We start from the raw sequence: 17,395 nt of genomic DNA, 5'->3' as shown, positions 1-17,395 counted from the left end.
CTAGGATCGTGAAGGTGCGGGCGGGAGGAGGAACGGCCATGGCTATGAAGCGGACGAAAACACCGTGGATGAAGGCCGAGGATTTCGGCCGCTCGCTGCCGCGCGGCATCGGCATCAATCTTCTGGTCACCGACATGCCGGCCATGGAAGCTTTTTGCCGCGACGTGCTCGGCGCACGGATCATCTATGCCGATGAGGATTTCGCCGCGATCGAACTCCTGGGATCGGTGTTCATGCTGCATGCCGACCACTCCTATCTCGACAACCCGATGACCGGCGTCATCGCTGGGGTGGAGACGCGCGGCGCGGGCATCGAGCTTCGCCTCTACGGCGCCGATCCGGACGCGGTTGAAGCCAAAGCGCGCGACTTCGGCCACATCGTGCTCACAGGGGCGATCGACAAGCCGCACGGCTTGCGCGAATGCCATATCGTCGGTCCGGACGGCTACGTTTTCGTGCCGAGCGCGCCGCTCCCTGCGTAGAGCAATTCCAGGAAAAGTGCGTTGTGGTTTTCCGTCCGGAATTTGCGCAAAAACAAATAGCTCTGGTTTTCACGCCCAAAAAGCGAGGCATCCGCAGGGCGGGCCGCGAGAAGGCCCGTGAGCGGTCACATGCCTGTTGCGATAAAATTGCAACAATTCTCCCGAAAACCCTATTTTAACCATATCGGGTTGAAATTCTGCCACCTTCTCCAGCTTGGTGAGGGAGAGATTGCGCGGACGGCGTCCCCCAAGCCGGATCCGACGGAGGTTGGAATGACTTTTTCGAAGACCGCTCTGGTGGCCGTATCGCTTGCTGCGCTTGTTGCAAGCGGCTGTTCGACCTCGCGATTCTCATCTATGGATGACCAGCAGCCGGCGCCGCTGACGCCGGCGCCCTCCGGAACGGTGACGGGAAACCAGCTGCCGCCGCCGGCCGCGCCCGGCACCACCGACCCGTCGCAGTTCCCGACCGCGCCGGCGAACAGCCAGATCGCATCGCTGCCGGCGGACGGCACGGCGCCTGCCGGCGCACCGGATCTGACCGCTGCCAGCGTCGCCGGCGTCTGGAACGCCAGCGTGTCGGGCCAGAGCTGCAAGGTGGCGACGCCACAGACCAAATTCGGCGCCGGCTACCGCGCCGGCCCGCTGCACTGCCCGGCGCCGATCGACGGCATCAAGTCCTGGAACGTCGCCGGCAAGCAGCTGACGCTTTACGATGAGAATGGCGGCACGCTGGCGCGCCTCTATTCCTCGGGCGGCGAGAAATTCGACGGCCAGACTTCCACCGGCCTGCCGATCTCGCTTACAAGATAGGCCGATCCGCCCCTATTTGTTTTTACGCAATTCCGGACGGAAAACCGCTACACACTTTTCCTGGAATTGCTCGAGAACGACGTGACCGATGCATCTGCGTGACGGCCTCCAGACCCATGCGACCGTCAGGCAGCGCTACGACCATCTGGTCGAGACCGGCGCCATCGAGCGCGATCCGGCGCAGGAGCGCATCGCCGCGGCACTCGACCGGCTGACCGACGAGATCTCGGCCAAGCGGCTGGCGCAGAAGTCGAGCGCGCTGGGCTGGCTGTTCGCGCGCAAGCAGCCGCCCGCGGCGGTCAAGGGCCTCTATATCCATGGCGGCGTCGGCCGTGGCAAGACCATGCTGATGGACATGTTCTTCGATCTCTTGCCGGTCCGGCGCAAGCGCCGTGTGCATTTCAACGACTTCATGGCCGATGTGCAGGACCGCATCCAGAAACACCGGGCGGCGCGCAAGAATGGCGACGTCAAGGAGGACGACCCGATCCCACCGGTGGCGCGCGCGCTGGCCGAGCAGGCTTGGGTGCTGTGCTTCGATGAGTTCTCGGTCACCGATATCGCCGATGCGATGATCCTGTCGCGGCTATTTTCGGCACTGTTCGCCAATGGCGTGGTGCTAGTCGCCACCTCCAATGTCGCGCCTGACGACCTCTACCGCGACGGGTTGAACCGCCAGCTCTTCCTGCCCTTCGTCGGCATATTGGGGCGGCATGCCGATGTGCTTGCGCTCGACGCCGACAAGGACTACCGGCTCGAAAAGCTCAGCCGCATGCCGGTCTATGTCACGCCGGCGGATGCGGCAGCCGATGCCGTGCTCGACCAGGCCTGGGAAGCGATGACGCATGGCCGGCCGACATCAGAGACGGCACTGACCGTGAAGGGTCGGCAGGTCGTGGTGCCGCGCGCCGCAGGCGAAGCAGCGCGCTTCTCCTTCGCCGATCTCTGCGAAAAGCCGCTCGGTGCGCGCGACTATCTGGCCATCGCCGGCCGCTTCTCGACCCTCTTCATCGACCATGTGCCGGTGCTCGGCGAAGGCAAGCGCAACGAGGCCAAGCGCTTCATCCTTTTGATCGACACGCTCTACGACCATCACGTGCGGCTGGTAGTCAGCGCCGAAGCGCCGCCACAGGCGCTTTACACGGCCAAGCGCGGCAACGAGGTCTTCGAGTTCGAGCGCACGGCCTCGCGGCTGATCGAAATGCAGAGCCGCGACTGGCTGGAGGATTGGGCGGAGCGGCTGAAGGCGAGGATGGCGCCGGCGGAAGCGCAGCAGGCGCAGGCGTAGCCGCCATGCCTTCGTCATCCTAGCGCGGAGCGACGCAAAGCGGAGCGCAGACCCTAGGATGACGAAGGTGAAGAGGCCTCGGCCAATCGCTAAAGCTCATACACATACATGACGAACTCCTCCGCCGGCCCATGCGGCTCCCGGCGCGACTCGTAAAGCGCTCGCGCCGCAGCATTGTGCGGCTCGGTGCCGACCCACGTTTCCTCGCAGCCATTCTCCCTGCCGATCACAAACATCGCGTCGAGCATTTTTCGGGCGATGCCCTGGCGCTGGAAGGCCGGCGTCACGCCGATCTCGTCGATGTAGAGTTCGCTCACCTTGTCGGGATGGCGATGGATGACGGCGGCGCATTGGCCGACGACCACGCCGTCGGCCAGCGCCACAATCATGAAATGACCCGGCGAAGCGAGGTAGGCGGCAAGCCTGTCTGGCCGCACCGGCTCGTCGAACACGTCTTCGGCGACATGCATCACAAGGGCGTCATCGCCCGCTTCCAGCCTTCTGATTTCGATCGGCATTGTGTAAATTCCTTGAAGTCGGCTCACAAACTTTGACGTTTACGTAAATCCCAAATCATCTAACCGATTGAAATTCCTATGCCCAAAATAATCGTTTGAATTTCATCTCCACCGAGGCTATTTGGTGCGGCGAAAATCCGCGGTTCCCCGCAGCATTCCGGCCTCTTCCTCGACGCCGTTTGGCGCCGTCACAGACCAAGGGAAAACATCCTGACATGGCACGCAACAAGATAGCGCTCATCGGCTCTGGCATGATCGGCGGCACGCTCGCCCATATGATCGGCCTTAAGGATCTCGGCGATGTGGTGCTGTTCGATATCGCCGAGGGCATTCCGCAGGGCAAGGGGCTGGATATCGCGCAATCGTCGCCGGTGGACGGCTTCGACTCCAGGCTGACCGGCGTCAATGACTATGCCGGGATCGAGGGCGCCGATGTCTGCATCGTCACCGCCGGCGTGCCGCGCAAGCCGGGCATGAGCCGCGACGACCTTCTCGGCATCAACCTCAAGGTCATGGAACAGGTCGGCGCAGGTCTCAAGAAATACGCACCGAAGGCGTTCGTCATCTGCATCACCAACCCGCTCGACGCCATGGTCTGGGCGCTGCAGAAGTTTTCCGGCCTGCCCAAGACCCATGTCGTCGGCATGGCCGGCGTGCTCGACAGTTCACGTTTCCGCTATTTCCTTGCCGAGGAGTTCAAGGTCTCGGTCGAGGATGTCACCGCCTTCGTGCTCGGCGGCCACGGCGATTCCATGGTGCCGATGATCCGCTATTCGACTGTCGCCGGCATTCCGCTGCCCGACCTCGTCAAGATGGGCTGGACCTCGAAGGACAAGCTCGACCAGATCGTGCAGCGCACCCGCGACGGCGGTGCCGAGATCGTCGGCCTCTTGAAGACCGGCTCGGCCTATTACGCGCCGGCCGCTTCGGCGATCTCGATGGCCGAGGCCTATCTCAAGGACAAGAAGCGCGTGCTGCCCTGTGCGGCGCATCTCTCGGGCCAGTATGGCGTCAAGAACACCTATGTCGGCGTTCCCGTGGTGATCGGCGCCGGCGGCGTCGAGCGCATCATCGAGATCGACCTCTCCAAGGCCGAGCAGAAGATGTTCGACTCCTCGGTGGCGGCGGTGCAGGGCCTCACCGAGGCCTGCGTCAAGATCGCCCCGCACCTCGCCTCGAAGTGATCCCCTGGCAATCGATCTGGAGATATTGAGCCATGAACATCCATGAATATCAGGGCAAGGCGCTGCTGAAGAGTTTTGGCGCGCCGGTGGCCGAGGGCGTGCCGGTGTTCAAGGCGAGCGAGGCGGAAGCCGCCGCCAAGGCGCTGCCCGGCCCGCTCTATGTGGTGAAGAGCCAGATCCATGCCGGCGGCCGCGGCAAGGGCAAGTTCAAGGAGCTGTCGCCCGACGCCAAGGGTGGCGTGCGGCTGGCGAAGTCGGTGGCCGATGTCGTCGCCAACACCAACGAGATGCTCGGCAACACGCTGGTGACCAAGCAGACCGGTCCGGCCGGCAAGCAGGTCAACCGGCTCTATATCGAGGACGGCGCCGACATCGAGCGCGAGCTCTATCTGTCGATCCTGGTCGACCGATCGGTCGGCCGCATCGCCTTCGTCGTCTCGACCGAGGGCGGCATGGATATCGAGGGCGTCGCCCACGACACGCCGGAAAAGATCATCACCCGCGCCATCGACCCATTGGCCGGCGTGACGAGCATCGACGTCGACATACTGGTGCAGGCACTGGGGCTCGATGGTCAGGCCGCCGAGGACGCCGGCACGCTGTTCCCGCTGCTTTACAAGGTCTTCGTCGAGAAGGACATGAGCCTGCTCGAGGTCAACCCGCTGATCGTCATGAAGAACGGCCGGCTGCGTGTGCTCGACGCGAAAGTGTCGTTCGACAACAACGCGCTGTTCCGTCACCCCGACGTGATGGAGCTGCGCGACACCACCGAAGAGGATGAGAAGGAGATCGAGGCGTCGAAATACGACCTCGCCTATGTCGCGCTCGACGGCAATATCGGTTGCATGGTCAACGGCGCAGGCCTCGCCATGGCGACGATGGACATCATCAAGCTCTATGGCGCGGAGCCGGCCAACTTCCTCGATGTCGGCGGCGGCGCTTCCAAGGAGAAGGTCACGGCGGCGTTCAAGATCATCACAAGGGATCCGGCGGTCGAAGGCATTCTGATCAACATCTTCGGCGGCATCATGAAGTGCGACGTCATCGCCGAGGGCGTGATCGCCGCGGTCAAGGAAGTCGGGCTGAAGGTGCCGCTGGTGGTGCGGCTCGAAGGCACCAATGCCGAGCTCGGCAAGAAGATCATCAACGAAAGCGGCCTCAATGTGGTCTCGGCGGATGACCTCGACGACGCGGCCAAGAAGATTGTTGCGGCGGTGAAGGGCTGAGCCTGTGCCCCCGCGCAAGATAAACCTCGTCGAGGCAGCGGACCGGACGATCACCAAGGTGTTCGACCCGCACATCGCCGGCGATGTCAATGACAGCCAGGCGAAGGTCGCCAAGTTCGGCGACGTCTTCGACTGGCACGCGCATGACAAGGAGGACGAAGCCTTCCTCGTGCTGCGCGGCAGGATCGCGATCGATTTCCGCGACGGGCCGGTCGAGCTCGGCGAGGGCGACTTCATCGTCGTGCCGCGCGGCGTCGAACACCGGCCGCGCTCGCTCACCGAGCAGCCTGTCGTGCTGATGTTCGAGCCGGCGACGACTTTAAACACCGGCAATGCCAAGAGCGACCTCACCGTCGCCGATCTCAAGCGGCTCTGACCATGACCGCGCAGCCTTCCTCGATCAACGGTTTTTAGAAAAGGGCTCCAATGTCCATTCTCGTCGACAAGAACACCAAGGTGCTGGTGCAGGGCCTGACCGGCAAGACCGGCACGTTCCATACCGAACAGGCGCTCGCTTATCACGGCACCAAGATGGTCGGTGGCATCCACCCCAAGAAGGGCGGCGAGACCTGGACCGGCGCGACGGGCGAGAGCCTGCCGATCTTCGCCACCGTCGCCGAAGGCAAGGAAAAGACCGGCGCCAACGCCTCGGTGGTCTATGTGCCGCCGGCGGGTGCCGCCGAGGCGATCATCGAAGCGATCGAGGCCGAGATCCCGCTGATCGTCTGCATCACCGAAGGCATACCGGTGATGGACATGGTCAAGGTCAAGGCGCGGCTCGACCGCTCGACCTCGCGACTAATCGGACCGAACTGCCCGGGCGTGCTCACCCCCGACGAATGCAAGATCGGCATTATGCCCGGCAACATCTTCCGCAAGGGCTCGGTCGGCGTTGTTTCCCGCTCGGGAACGCTTACCTATGAGGCAGTATTCCAGACTACCAATGTCGGCCTCGGCCAGACCACCGCCGTCGGCATTGGCGGCGATCCGGTCAAAGGCACCGAGTTTATCGACGTGCTGGAGATGTTCCTTGCCGACGACGAAACGAAGTCGATCATCATGATCGGCGAGATCGGCGGTTCGGCCGAGGAGGACGCAGCACAGTTCCTCAAGGACGAAGCCAAGCGTGGCCGCAGCAAGCCGATGGCCGGCTTCATCGCCGGGCGCACGGCGCCGGCCGGCCGCACGATGGGCCATGCGGGCGCGGTCATCTCCGGCGGCAAGGGCGGCGCGGAAGACAAGATCGCGGCAATGGAATCGGCCGGGATAAAAGTTTCGCCGTCGCCGGCACGGCTGGGCACGACCTTGGTCGAGGCGATCAAAGGTTAAGTGAGTAGTGAATAGTGAATAGTGAATGGAAAGAGTGGGTGAGTAGCGGCGCGAAGCGGGGAATTCCCCAACTTACTACCGACTATTCACTACTCACTATTCACCATTCACTCTGACAAGGAGACGGAGCCGGGCTCCGCAGACAAAAATGGCACGACAAGATCAGGCCAACGACCAATTTTCGCTCACCTCTTTCCTTTATGGCGGCAATGCCGACTATATCGACGCGCTCTATGCCGCCTATGAGGACGATCCTGAATCGGTCAATCCCGAATGGCAGGACTTCTTCGCGGCGCTGCAGGATGACGCCGGCGATGTCCGCAAGAACGCCAAGGGCGCCTCATGGGCCAGGCCCTCCTGGCCGCTGCAGGCCAATGGCGAACTGGTGTCGGCGCTCGACGGCAATTGGGGCATCGTCGAAAAGCACCTGGAAAAGAAGGTCAAGGAGAAGGCGGTCGTCAACGGCGTGGCGCTGTCCGACGCCGACGTGCATCAGGCGACGCGCGATTCGGTGCGCGCCATCATGATGATCCGCGCCTACCGCATGCGCGGCCATCTGCACGCCAATCTCGACCCGCTCGGCATCGCCAAGCCGCTCGAGGACTATAACGAGCTGTCGCCGGAGAATTACGGCTTCGTCGCCGCCGACTATGACCGGCCGATCTTCCTCGACAATGTGCTCGGGCTCGAATTCGGCACGATCCGGCAGATGCTGGAGATTCTCACCCGCACCTATTGCTCGACGCTCGGCGTCGAGTTCATGCACATTTCCGACCCCGAGGAGAAGGCCTGGATCCAGGCGCGCATCGAAGGCGCCGACAAGGAGATCACCTTCACCGCTCCCGGCAAGAAGGCGATCCTGCAGAAGCTGATCGAGGCGGAAGGCTTCGAGCAGTTCATCGACGTCAAGTACAAGGGCACCAAGCGTTTTGGTCTCGACGGCGGCGAGTCGCTAATCCCGGCGCTGGAGCAGATCCTCAAGCGCGGCGGCCAGCTCGGCCTCAAGGAAGTCGTGCTCGGCATGGCGCATCGCGGCCGTCTCAACGTGCTCTCCCAGGTGATGGCCAAGCCGCACCGCGCCATCTTCCACGAATTCAAGGGCGGCTCGGCGGCTCCCGACGAGGTCGAGGGTTCGGGCGACGTCAAGTACCATCTCGGCGCCTCGTCGGACCGCGAGTTCGACGGCAACAAGGTGCATCTCTCGCTGACCGCCAATCCCTCGCATCTGGAAATCGTCGACCCGGTGGTGATGGGCAAGGCGCGCGCCAAGCAGGACCAGTTCGCCGGCCGCGAACGCGGCGAGATCGTGCCGCTGTCGGAACGCGCCAAGGTGATGCCGCTGCTGCTGCACGGCGACGCCGCCTTCGCCGGCCAGGGCGTGATCGCCGAGATCCTCGGCCTGTCGGGCCTGCGCGGCCATCGCGTCGCCGGCACGCTGCACTTCATCATCAACAATCAGATCGGCTTCACCACCAATCCGCGTTTCTCGCGCTCGTCGCCCTATCCGTCGGATGTGGCCAAGATGATCGAGGCGCCGATCTTCCACGTCAATGGCGACGACCCGGAAGCCGTGGTCCACGGCGCCAAGGTGGCGACCGAATTCCGCATGAAGTTCCACAAGCCGGTCGTGGTGGACATGTTCTGCTATCGCCGCTTCGGCCACAATGAGGGCGACGAGCCGGCCTTCACCCAGCCGATCATGTATCGCAGCATCCGCAACCACAAGACGACGGTACAGATCTATGCCGATCGCCTGATCGCTGAAGGCCACATCACCCAGGCCGAGTATGACAAGATGAAGGCCGACTGGCGGGCGCATCTGGAATCGGAATGGGAGGTCGGCCAGCACTACAAGCCCAACAAGGCCGACTGGCTGGACGGCGCCTGGTCGGGCCTGCGCACGGCCGACAACCAGGACGAACAGCGGCGCGGCAAGACAGCCGTGCCGGTCAAGACGCTGAAGGAAATCGGCAAGAAGCTGACCGAGGTGCCGAAGGATTTCGAGGCGCACAAGACGATCCTGCGCTTCCTCGAGAACCGCCGCCAGGCGATCGAATCCGGCGAAGGCATCGACTGGTCGACGGCAGAGGCACTGGCCTTCGGCGCCATCCTGCTCGACGGCAATCCGATCCGGCTGTCCGGCCAGGATTCCGAGCGCGGCACCTTTTCGCAGCGCCATTCCGTGCTCTACGACCAGCGCGACGAAACCCGCTATATCCCGCTCAACAATCTGTCGGCGGCGCAGGCCGGCTACGAAGTCATCAACTCGATGCTGTCGGAAGAAGCGGTGCTCGGCTTCGAATACGGCTACAGCCTGGCCGAGCCGAAGGCGCTGACCTTGTGGGAAGCGCAGTTCGGCGACTTCGCCAACGGCGCCCAGGTGGTGTTCGACCAGTTCATCTCGTCGGGCGAACGCAAGTGGCTCAGAATGTCGGGCCTCGTCTGCCTGCTGCCGCATGGCTATGAAGGCCAGGGTCCCGAGCACTCCTCGGCCCGGCTCGAGCGCTTCCTGCAGCTTTGCGCCGAGGACAACATGCAGGTGGCCAGCGTCACCACGCCGGCTAACTATTTCCACATTCTGCGCCGGCAGCTGAAGCGCGACTTCCGCAAGCCGCTGATCCTGATGACGCCAAAGTCGCTGCTGCGGCACAAGCGGGCGGTGTCGACGCTGCCGGAGATTTCCGGCGAAAGCTCCTTCCACCGGCTGCTGTGGGACGATGCCCAGCTGCTTTCAGGCCAGGCGATCAAGCTGGTCAAGGATTCCAAGATCCGCCGCGTCGTGCTGTGCTCGGGCAAGGTCTATTACGACCTTTACGAGGAGCGCGAGAAGCGCGGCATCAACGACATCTACCTGCTGCGCGTCGAACAGCTCTATCCGTTCCCGGCCAAGGCGCTGATCACCGAACTGTCGCGCTTCCGCGGCGCCGAAATGGTGTGGTGCCAGGAGGAGCCCAAGAACATGGGCGCCTGGTCGTTCATCGACCCGTATCTCGAATGGGTGCTGGCGCATATCGACGCCAAGCATCAGCGGGTGCGCTACACCGGCCGGCCGGCTGCCGCTTCGCCGGCGACCGGACTGATGTCGAAGCATCTCAGCCAGCTCGCCGCCTTGCTCGACGACGCGCTCGGCGAATAGAACCCCTTCAAGAGACAGAACGGACAGGCACAATGGCTACCGAAATCCGCGTCCCCACCCTCGGCGAATCCGTCACCGAAGCGACCATCGGCAAATGGTTCAAGAAGGTTGGCGACGCGATCGCCGTCGATGAACCGCTGGTCGAGCTCGAAACCGACAAGGTGACGGTGGAGGTGCCGGCAGCAAGCGCGGGGACACTCACGGAGATCGCCGTCAAGGAAGGCGAGACGGTCGAGGTCGGCGCGCTTCTGGGGACGATTTCGGCCGGAGCTGGTGCCGCCGCCCCGGCAACCAAGCCGGAAGCGGTGTCGCAGGCCTCGTCACCGAACGCTGCATCCACCGTCAAGCAGGCCGCGGCCGAGACCGCCAAGATCGCCGGCGACGCCGGTGCGATCGAGACACGCAGCATGCCGCCGGCGCCGGCCGCGGCGAAGCTGATCGCCGAGGCCAATCTCGCGGTCGACCAGGTTTCCGGCTCCGGCAAGCGCGGCCAGGTGCTGAAGGGCGACGTGCTTGATGCCATCGCCAAGGGCACGCCGTCGCAGCCGGCCGAGACGCCGAAGGCGGCACCGGTTGCCGTGCGGGCGCCGTCAACCGCCGACGACGCGTCGCGCGAAGAGCGCGTGCGCATGACCAAGCTGCGCCAGACCATCGCGCGCCGGCTCAAGGAAGCGCAGTCGACCGCCGCCATGCTCACCACCTTCAACGAGGTGGACATGAGCGCGGTGATGGCGCTGCGGACCAAATACAAGGACGTGTTCGAGAAGAAGCACGGCGTGAAGCTGGGCTTCATGGGTTTCTTCACCAAGGCCGTCACCCACGCCTTGAAGGAGATCCCCTCGGTCAATGCCGAGATTGACGCCACCGACATCATCTTCAAGAACTATGCCCATATCGGCGTCGCCGTCGGTACGGAAAAAGGCCTTGTCGTGCCGGTCGTGCGCGACGCCGACCAGATGTCGATCGCCGAGATCGAAAAGGATATCGGCCGGTTGGGTATTGCCGCGCGCGACGGCAAGCTCTCGGTGGCGGATATGCAGGGCGGCACCTTTACGATTTCCAACGGCGGCGTTTACGGGTCGTTGATGTCGACGCCGATCCTCAACGCACCGCAATCGGGCATTCTCGGCATGCACAAGATCCAGGACCGGCCGGTCGTGGTCGGCGGCCAGATCGTGATCAGGCCGATGATGTACCTGGCGCTGAGCTACGATCACCGCATCGTCGACGGCAAGGAAGCGGTGACCTTCCTCGTCCGCGTCAAGGAAAGCCTGGAGGATCCGGAACGGCTGGTGCTCGATTTGTGACGGCCGAGCGCGCCATGAGTGTCTGGCCGGATGTCGTGCGCCAACTGTTTCGACGTGGTCTCGTCTGGCTGGGCATTTTCTCCGCGTTGCCGCCGATGGCGCTGGCCGCCGGCTGGGACGTGACGAAGGCGAGCAGCAATCTTGGCGTGTTCGCGCTGAGCGATGCCGAGCTGGCGGAGCGACAGATCGCGGTCACAGCGATCGGCGAGCTTGAATTGCCGACGGGCGAGATCATCGCCTGCGACCCTCTGGTCAGCGACCTCAAGACGCCCGCCCTGAGCCGCAAGGTCAAACCAGGCCGCTACCCGGTTTCGTTGCTGGAGGCACAGGGACGTGTGGCAGTGGCGGTGCTGCGTTTCAGCGCAGGCACGCCGGTTCGGTGGGAATTGGCCACCGTACCTGGTCAGGATGTTTCGACATTGAAGGATGACGAGATATTCGGTTATCCCGTCGACGCTGGCCTGGGTTCCTTCATGGACAAGACGGCCATGGTGCTGATGTCCGCGCGGCAGGACAAGCTCAAAGCCGACGAAAATTACTATGATGATGTGCTGGCCGCCGAATTTGCACCCAACCAGGACAGGTTCGTGATGCATCACCCGGTTGCCGGCAACCCCGTCAACATCGCGATGTTCTGGAGTGGCTGGGGCGACGGATTTTATCCATCGTTCTGGGGACTGGACGCGGCCGGCCAACCACTGCTCCTCACGACCGACTTTGGCGTTCTGGAAAACGCCGATGGCCGCGAGAAGAAGTAGATCGCCGTGATGCAAAGCGCCATGTCACCCGCCGTCGGATCTGTTGCTGGGTTGCTGGCCCTTTTGTTTGCGAACTCCGCCGCTCTCGCCGCCTGTCCGCTGGCGCTTGCCGTCTATGGCGATGCCGAAAGCGAGGCCGGCATCGATTTCAGGCCGACCATGGATTCGGCCACCGTCACCAACAGCTTCAAGATGGTGCTCGACAAGGGCGTCGTGCTGGACGGCATCGTCATGTGGACGGATGGGGTGGCGCGGCCGCATGGTTCGCTGATGTACAAATGCCCGACAGGCGATGTCACCGGCGATGAGCTTGCCGCCTGCACGGTCTGGGAAGGCGTCATCTACAGTGCCGATGACAAGGGCAACATTGCATTGCTGCCGGCCGAAGGCGTGGATGCGCCGAAGACGCTGATCTTTCCCGACCTCGGGCCGTCGCTGCAGATGTCGGCGGCCTATGGCGCCAGTGGTTTTTCCAAGGTGCCGTGGGATGCGTTTCTGCTGAAGGGCTGCCAGGAATGAGCGCGGCGCAAAAAGTTCTGCTGGTCACCGGCGGCAGCCGCGGCATCGGTGCCGCGGTTTGCCGGCTCGGCGCCGAAGCCGGCTATCGCGTCGCGATCAACTATGCCGCCAATGAAAGCGCCGCCAAGGCGCTGGTCGCCGAGATCGAGGCTGGCGGCGGCGAGGCGATCGCGGTCAGAGGCGATGTCGGCAAAGAGGCCGATGTCCTGGCAATGTTCGAGGCGGTCGACCGTGCCTGGGGGCGGCTCGATGCCTTCGTCAACAATGCCGGCATCGTCGACGTCAGGGCGCGCCTCGACGAGATGAGCGGCGCGCGGCTCGAGCGCATGATGCGCATCAACGTCGTCGGCTCCTTCCTCTGCGCGCGCGAGGCGGTCAGGCGCATGTCGACGCTGCACGGCGGCAAGGGTGGCGCCATCGTCAACGTCTCGTCGGCCGCCTCAGCGCATGGCTCGGCGGGTGAGTATGTCGACTACGCGGCATCCAAGGGCGCGATCGATACCTTCACGCTCGGGCTTGCCCGCGAGGTGGCGACCGAGGGCATCCGCGTCAATGCGGTGCGCCCGGGCATCATCGACACCGAAATCCATGCCTCCGGCGGCCAGCCCGACCGCGTGGCGCGCATCCAGGATACGCTGCCGATGAAAAGGGCCGGCACATCGGATGAAGTCGCGCGCGCAATCCTCTATCTGTTGTCGGACGCGGCGTCCTATTCGACGGGCGCGATCCTGAATGTAAGCGGCGGCCGCTGACGGCCGGACCAAGAAGGACACCATCATGGCTTATGACGTCGTTATCATCGGATCGGGACCCGGCGGCTATGTCTGCGCCATCAAGGCAGCACAGCTCGGGCTGAAGACGGCCGTGGTCGAGAAGAACGCGACTTTCGGCGGCACCTGCCTGAACATCGGATGCATCCCGTCCAAGGCGCTGCTGCATGCCTCCGAGATGTTCGCCGAGGCCGGCCATTCCTTCGACACGCTCGGCGTCGAGGTGACGCCGAAGCTCAATCTGAAGAAGATGATGGCGCACAAGGACGCAACGGTGGCGGCCAACGTCAACGGCGTCGCCTTCCTGTTCAAGAAGAACAAGATCGATAGTTTTCGCGGCACCGGCAAGGTGGTTGGGGCGGGCAAGGTGTCGGTGACCGGCGAGGACGGCAAGGTCGAGGAGATCGAGACCAAGAACATCGTCATCGCCACCGGTTCCGACGTCGCCGGCATTCCCGGCGTCGAGGTCGACTTCGACGAGAAGGTCATCGTGTCCTCGACCGGCGCGCTGTCGCTGGCCAAGGTGCCCGGCCATCTGGTGGTGGTCGGCGGCGGCGTCATCGGGCTGGAACTCGGCTCGGTCTGGGCACGGCTTGGCGCCAAGGTCACCGTCGTCGAATTCCTCGACACCATTTTGGGCGGCATGGACGGCGAGGTCTCCAAGCAGTTCCACCGCATGCTTTCCAAGCAAGGTTTCGAGTTCAAGCTCGGCGCCAAGGTCACCGGCGTCGCCAAGGCCAAGAAGGGTGCGACCGTCACTTTCGAACCGGTGAAGGGCGGTGCCGCCGAGACGATCGAGGCCGATGCGGTGCTGATCTCGACCGGGCGCAGCGCCTATTCCGACAGTCTCGGGTTGAAGGAAGCCGGCGTCGAGGTCGACGAGCGCGGCCGGGTCAAGACCGATGGCCATCTCAGGACCAATGTGCCCGGCATCTACGCCATCGGCGACGTCATCGCCGGGCCGATGCTGGCGCACAAGGCTGAGGACGAGGGCGTGGCGGTGGCAGAGTCGATTGCCGGCCAGGCCGGCCACGTGAATTATAACGTGATCCCGAGCGTCGTCTACACCAGCCCGGAAATCGCCTCGGTCGGCAAGACCGAGGAGGAGTTGAAGAAGGCCGGCATCGACTACAAGGCCGGCAAATTCCCGTTCACGGCCAACGGCCGGGCGCGCGCCATGCTGCACACCGACGGCTTCGTCAAGATCCTCGCCGACAAGGCGAGCGACCGCGTGCTCGGCGTCCACATCGTCGGCTTCGGCGCCGGCGAGATGATCCACGAGGCGGCGGTGCTGATGGAATTCGGCGGCTCGTCGGAAGATCTTGCCCGCACCTGCCATGCGCACCCGACGATGTCGGAAGCGGTGAAGGAAGCGGCGCTGGCCACGTTCTTCAAGCCGATCCATATCTAGGGAACGCAACCCGTCCGGCCTAAGGGCCCCTGTGACGCAAGAAGAAGCTTTCAGCGTCCGCGCTCTGCCCCTCACCTGCCTGCCGGCATCCTCTCCCCGTATAGTGACGGGGAGAGAGAGAGCTTTCGTCCACGATTTCGCCCATCACCTGCGTGGCAGAAAGGGTACCGAGGTTGCGGCCAGCGTCCTTCTCCCCGTCACTATACGGGGAGAAGTGCCCGGGAGGGCGATGAGGGGCAGCGCCGACTTCGACAATAGCCACACTGCGGTCGCTACACGGGCGTACGGTCAAGGGTCATCGCCCCCAAAACAAAACGGCCCGCCTTTCGGCGGGCCGTTCGTCGTTGAATTCAGGGGCCTGATCAGTTGGCCGGTGCGGGCGCCGGGGCTGGTGCAGGAGCCGGTGCGGGCGCTGGTTCTGGAGCAGGCGCCGGGGCTGGTGCGGGAGCCGGCGCGGGTTCTGGCGCAGGTGCGGGAGCCGGTTCGGCGGGCTTCATCGGCTCAGCCGGTGCGGGCGCAGGCGCCGGTGTGCTGGCGGCCGGCGGTTCGGCGGGCGCCGAGGGGTGTTCGCCGCTTCTTCCGAAAACATAGTAGGCGACGATGGCCAGGATGATGACAACCAGGGCAATCAGCCAGCCGCTACCGCCGCCACCCGATTTGGGCGCAGGGCCAGGAGAGGTGAAGGGGTCGTTTGGGTTCGCCATAAAAGTGTCCTCCGAGGATGAAAAGTATCAATCAACACCCATCAACGCGCAACCGTTGAACGGGTTTCATACTACGCTTGGAAAATGCCGAAAGCAGGGCAATTTTAACCCGGAATCGCTGGTTGGCATGTATTTCCCCCGCAAATTTGGCCGCGAGCGAGCGGAAGCCAACCGCTTTGGCCTTTTTCGCTGAAAACAGGACGCGTCCGCCATCGATCTGCGAATCAGGGCGAATCCCGACAAGGACGGGGACTCGCGTGATTCGACGTGCAACCCGACCGTGCAGATCAGCGCACGGCGGTGACGGTGTAACCCGCCTTGCGAAAATCCTCGACCAGGCCTTGCGCGCCCGGAAGGTGCATGGCGCCGACCGCCATGAAGGCGTTGCCGCGAGCGAGGATCGGTCCGGCATGGTCAGCCATCACCTGGTTGCGGCTGGTGATCATGGTTTGATCGAAGGCCGCGTAGCCCGCCGCGTCGTCGCCATCGCCTGGCAGGATCGCGCGGAACAGCGGCCAGAACATGCCGGTGTCGCCGTTCAAGTAGAGCACGATCATGGTTTCGTTGACGTCGTTTATCCTGTCGCCGAGCTTGAGTGTGTCGACCAGCCCCTTCATGTGAAAGGTGAGCGGCAGCGAGGCCATGGCGCGCAGCTGGCCGGCGACCGTTTCCAGACCTTCGACGGTCTTGCCTGAAGCCATGGCATCCTGCGCGAGCTTGACGTCGAGCACCGGCGTGCCGCCGGCCTGGCGGGCGACCTCGCAGACCGGGAGCGCCACCATGGCCGACAACAGCCACGGCTTCATCTTGGACACGCTGCCCGGCGGAATGCCGCGTGCGTCGAGTGCCTTGTTCACCACCGCGGCATCGTCGGGCGACAGCAGCGACGACAGCGTCGTGTTGTCGGTGAACATCATCAGGTCCGGCTCGTTGAGCATCGCCGCCATCATCTTCTGCTTGTCGAGCACTTCCGTGGTCTCGATAATGATGGTGTCTGCGGCGTCATAGGCCGTTTGCGCGGCGGGCGGCAGCGTGGTGACGCGCGGGTCGGTCATATGCATGGTGCCGAACAGCCAGGATGGCTTCTCGCCGGCCTTTTCCAGTTTCCACAACAGTCCCTTGCCGTTCGGGGTCGCGGCCGCCTCCGTCTCGATCTTGCGGTAGGTGTCCGGGTTGTCCTTCTGCAAGGCCGACAGCATGTCGGCGCCGCTGCAGGCTGGCGTCTGTGCATGCGCCCTGCCGGCGGCAAGCAGCGCGACGATCAGGAAAGACAGGAAAAACAGGACGTTGAGCGCAACAAGCAGCTTGAGCGACACAGAGGCCGCGCGGTCAGCGATGGCGATGACACGTTTCATGGCCTGCGTCTTAAGGGAAAAAAGCGGCAAAACGGTTAACCGGCGTGGTAAAATAGTTCTGAGATCCAAGGCGATCACGCCCGCGGATGCGCGGAGTCGTAGATTTCGAGCAGCCTCGCGGTGTCGACGCCGGTGTAGATCTGGGTGGTCGACAGGCTTGCATGGCCTAGGAGTTCCTGGATGGTTCGGAGGTCGCCGCCGCGTCCGAGCAGATGCGTGGCGAAGGAATGGCGCAGCGCGTGCGGTGTCGCCGTATCCGGCAAATTGAGCGCCGAGCGCAGTTTTACCATCTCGCGCTGGACGATCGCCGGATTGAGCGGGCCGCCGCGGGCGCCGCGAAACAGCAGGCCCTTCGGGTCGATATGATAGGGGCAGAGCCGCCGGTATTCGGCAACTGCCCTGAGCGCCACCGGCAGCACCGGCACCAGCCGCGTCTTGCCGCCCTTGCCAGTGATGCGCAGCACGGTGTCGGTCTCCGACGACAGGTCGGCGCCGCTGAGGCCGAGCGCCTCGGAAATGCGCAGGCCCGAGCCATAGAGCAGCGTCAGCACAGCGGCGTTGCGGGCGGCGATCCATGGCTCCTCCGCCAGCTGGC

General features: G+C 63.9%; 17 protein-coding genes. 14 read left to right on the top strand and 3 right to left on the bottom strand.

Annotation, left to right across the window (positions count from 1 at the left end):
* The first annotated feature begins 38 nt into the window (after positions 1-38).
* From DH08_RS24445 to zapE, 3 genes are all read left to right on the top strand, one after another.
* The gene (locus tag DH08_RS24445) at positions 39-482 is read left to right on the top strand and encodes a VOC family protein (RefSeq protein ID WP_192181732.1); all 444 of its coding nucleotides are present in this window, start codon (positions 39-41) and stop codon (positions 480-482) included.
* Between the two features lie 273 nt (positions 483-755).
* Complete coding sequence (locus DH08_RS24440) at positions 756-1,295, top strand: protease inhibitor Inh/omp19 family protein (protein WP_192181731.1); 540 nt, start codon at positions 756-758, stop codon at positions 1,293-1,295.
* 88 nt (positions 1,296-1,383) lie between these two features.
* Positions 1,384-2,583, top strand: coding sequence for a cell division protein ZapE (gene zapE / locus DH08_RS24435; protein WP_192181730.1), 1,200 nt, complete (start codon positions 1,384-1,386; stop codon positions 2,581-2,583).
* A gap of 89 nt (positions 2,584-2,672) precedes the next feature.
* Here the strand turns inward: zapE and DH08_RS24430 are convergent, their stop codons facing one another.
* On the bottom strand, positions 2,673-3,101 hold the full coding sequence (locus DH08_RS24430) for a GNAT family N-acetyltransferase (RefSeq protein ID WP_192181729.1): 429 nt from the start codon (positions 3,099-3,101) through the stop codon (positions 2,673-2,675).
* A 215-nt stretch (positions 3,102-3,316) separates the two neighbouring features.
* On the opposite strand from DH08_RS24430, the gene mdh reads away from it, so the two are divergent.
* From mdh to DH08_RS24375, 11 genes are all read left to right on the top strand, one after another.
* Positions 3,317-4,285 (top strand): malate dehydrogenase, encoded by a 969-nt coding sequence (gene mdh / locus DH08_RS24425; protein WP_006202659.1) that lies wholly within the window; start codon positions 3,317-3,319, stop codon positions 4,283-4,285.
* A gap of 32 nt (positions 4,286-4,317) precedes the next feature.
* Complete coding sequence (gene sucC / locus DH08_RS24420) at positions 4,318-5,511, top strand: ADP-forming succinate--CoA ligase subunit beta (RefSeq protein WP_192181728.1); 1,194 nt, start codon at positions 4,318-4,320, stop codon at positions 5,509-5,511.
* Between the two features lie 4 nt (positions 5,512-5,515).
* On the top strand, positions 5,516-5,887 hold the full coding sequence (locus tag DH08_RS36615; RefSeq protein WP_192181727.1) for a cupin domain-containing protein: 372 nt from the start codon (positions 5,516-5,518) through the stop codon (positions 5,885-5,887).
* Positions 5,888-5,937: 50 nt separating this feature from the next.
* Positions 5,938-6,840, top strand: coding sequence for a succinate--CoA ligase subunit alpha (sucD, locus tag DH08_RS24410; protein ID WP_192181726.1), 903 nt, complete (start codon positions 5,938-5,940; stop codon positions 6,838-6,840).
* 148 nt (positions 6,841-6,988) lie between these two features.
* Positions 6,989-9,976 (top strand): 2-oxoglutarate dehydrogenase E1 component, encoded by a 2,988-nt coding sequence (locus DH08_RS24405; protein WP_192181725.1) that lies wholly within the window; start codon positions 6,989-6,991, stop codon positions 9,974-9,976.
* Positions 9,977-10,008: 32 nt separating this feature from the next.
* Positions 10,009-11,283 (top strand): 2-oxoglutarate dehydrogenase complex dihydrolipoyllysine-residue succinyltransferase, encoded by a 1,275-nt coding sequence (odhB, locus tag DH08_RS24400; protein ID WP_192181724.1) that lies wholly within the window; start codon positions 10,009-10,011, stop codon positions 11,281-11,283.
* Positions 11,284-11,297: 14 nt separating this feature from the next.
* Positions 11,298-12,041, top strand: a complete 744-nt coding sequence (locus DH08_RS24395; protein ID WP_192181723.1) for a DUF4241 domain-containing protein — start codon at positions 11,298-11,300, stop codon at positions 12,039-12,041.
* 9 nt (positions 12,042-12,050) lie between these two features.
* Positions 12,051-12,560 carry a hypothetical protein gene (locus tag DH08_RS24390; RefSeq protein WP_192181722.1) on the top strand — a complete coding sequence of 170 codons (510 nt, stop codon included), beginning with the start codon at positions 12,051-12,053 and terminating at the stop codon, positions 12,558-12,560.
* On the top strand, positions 12,557-13,312 hold the full coding sequence (locus DH08_RS24385) for an SDR family oxidoreductase (protein WP_192181721.1): 756 nt from the start codon (positions 12,557-12,559) through the stop codon (positions 13,310-13,312). Before DH08_RS24390 ends, DH08_RS24385 begins: the two co-directional genes overlap by 4 nt.
* A 25-nt stretch (positions 13,313-13,337) precedes the next feature.
* Entirely contained in the window at positions 13,338-14,741 is a 1,404-nt protein-coding gene (gene lpdA / locus DH08_RS24380) for a dihydrolipoyl dehydrogenase (RefSeq protein ID WP_192181720.1), read from the top strand.
* A 609-nt stretch (positions 14,742-15,350) separates the two neighbouring features.
* On the top strand, positions 15,351-15,638 hold the full coding sequence (locus DH08_RS24375; RefSeq protein WP_210328865.1) for a hypothetical protein: 288 nt from the start codon (positions 15,351-15,353) through the stop codon (positions 15,636-15,638).
* 94 nt (positions 15,639-15,732) lie between these two features.
* Here DH08_RS24375 and DH08_RS24370 read toward each other — a convergent pair whose 3' ends face one another.
* Positions 15,733-16,800, bottom strand: coding sequence for a TraB/GumN family protein (locus DH08_RS24370; RefSeq protein ID WP_192181718.1), 1,068 nt, complete (start codon positions 16,798-16,800; stop codon positions 15,733-15,735).
* Positions 16,801-16,874: 74 nt separating this feature from the next.
* A partial coding sequence (locus DH08_RS24365; RefSeq protein WP_192181717.1) for a tyrosine-type recombinase/integrase occupies positions 16,875-17,395 on the bottom strand: 521 nt, incomplete at its 5' end.

It is taken from the genome of Mesorhizobium amorphae, from assembly GCF_014843845.1.
Lineage (GTDB): Bacteria > Pseudomonadota > Alphaproteobacteria > Rhizobiales > Rhizobiaceae > Mesorhizobium > Mesorhizobium amorphae_A.
This window is presented reverse-complemented; position numbering and strand designations above follow the sequence as displayed.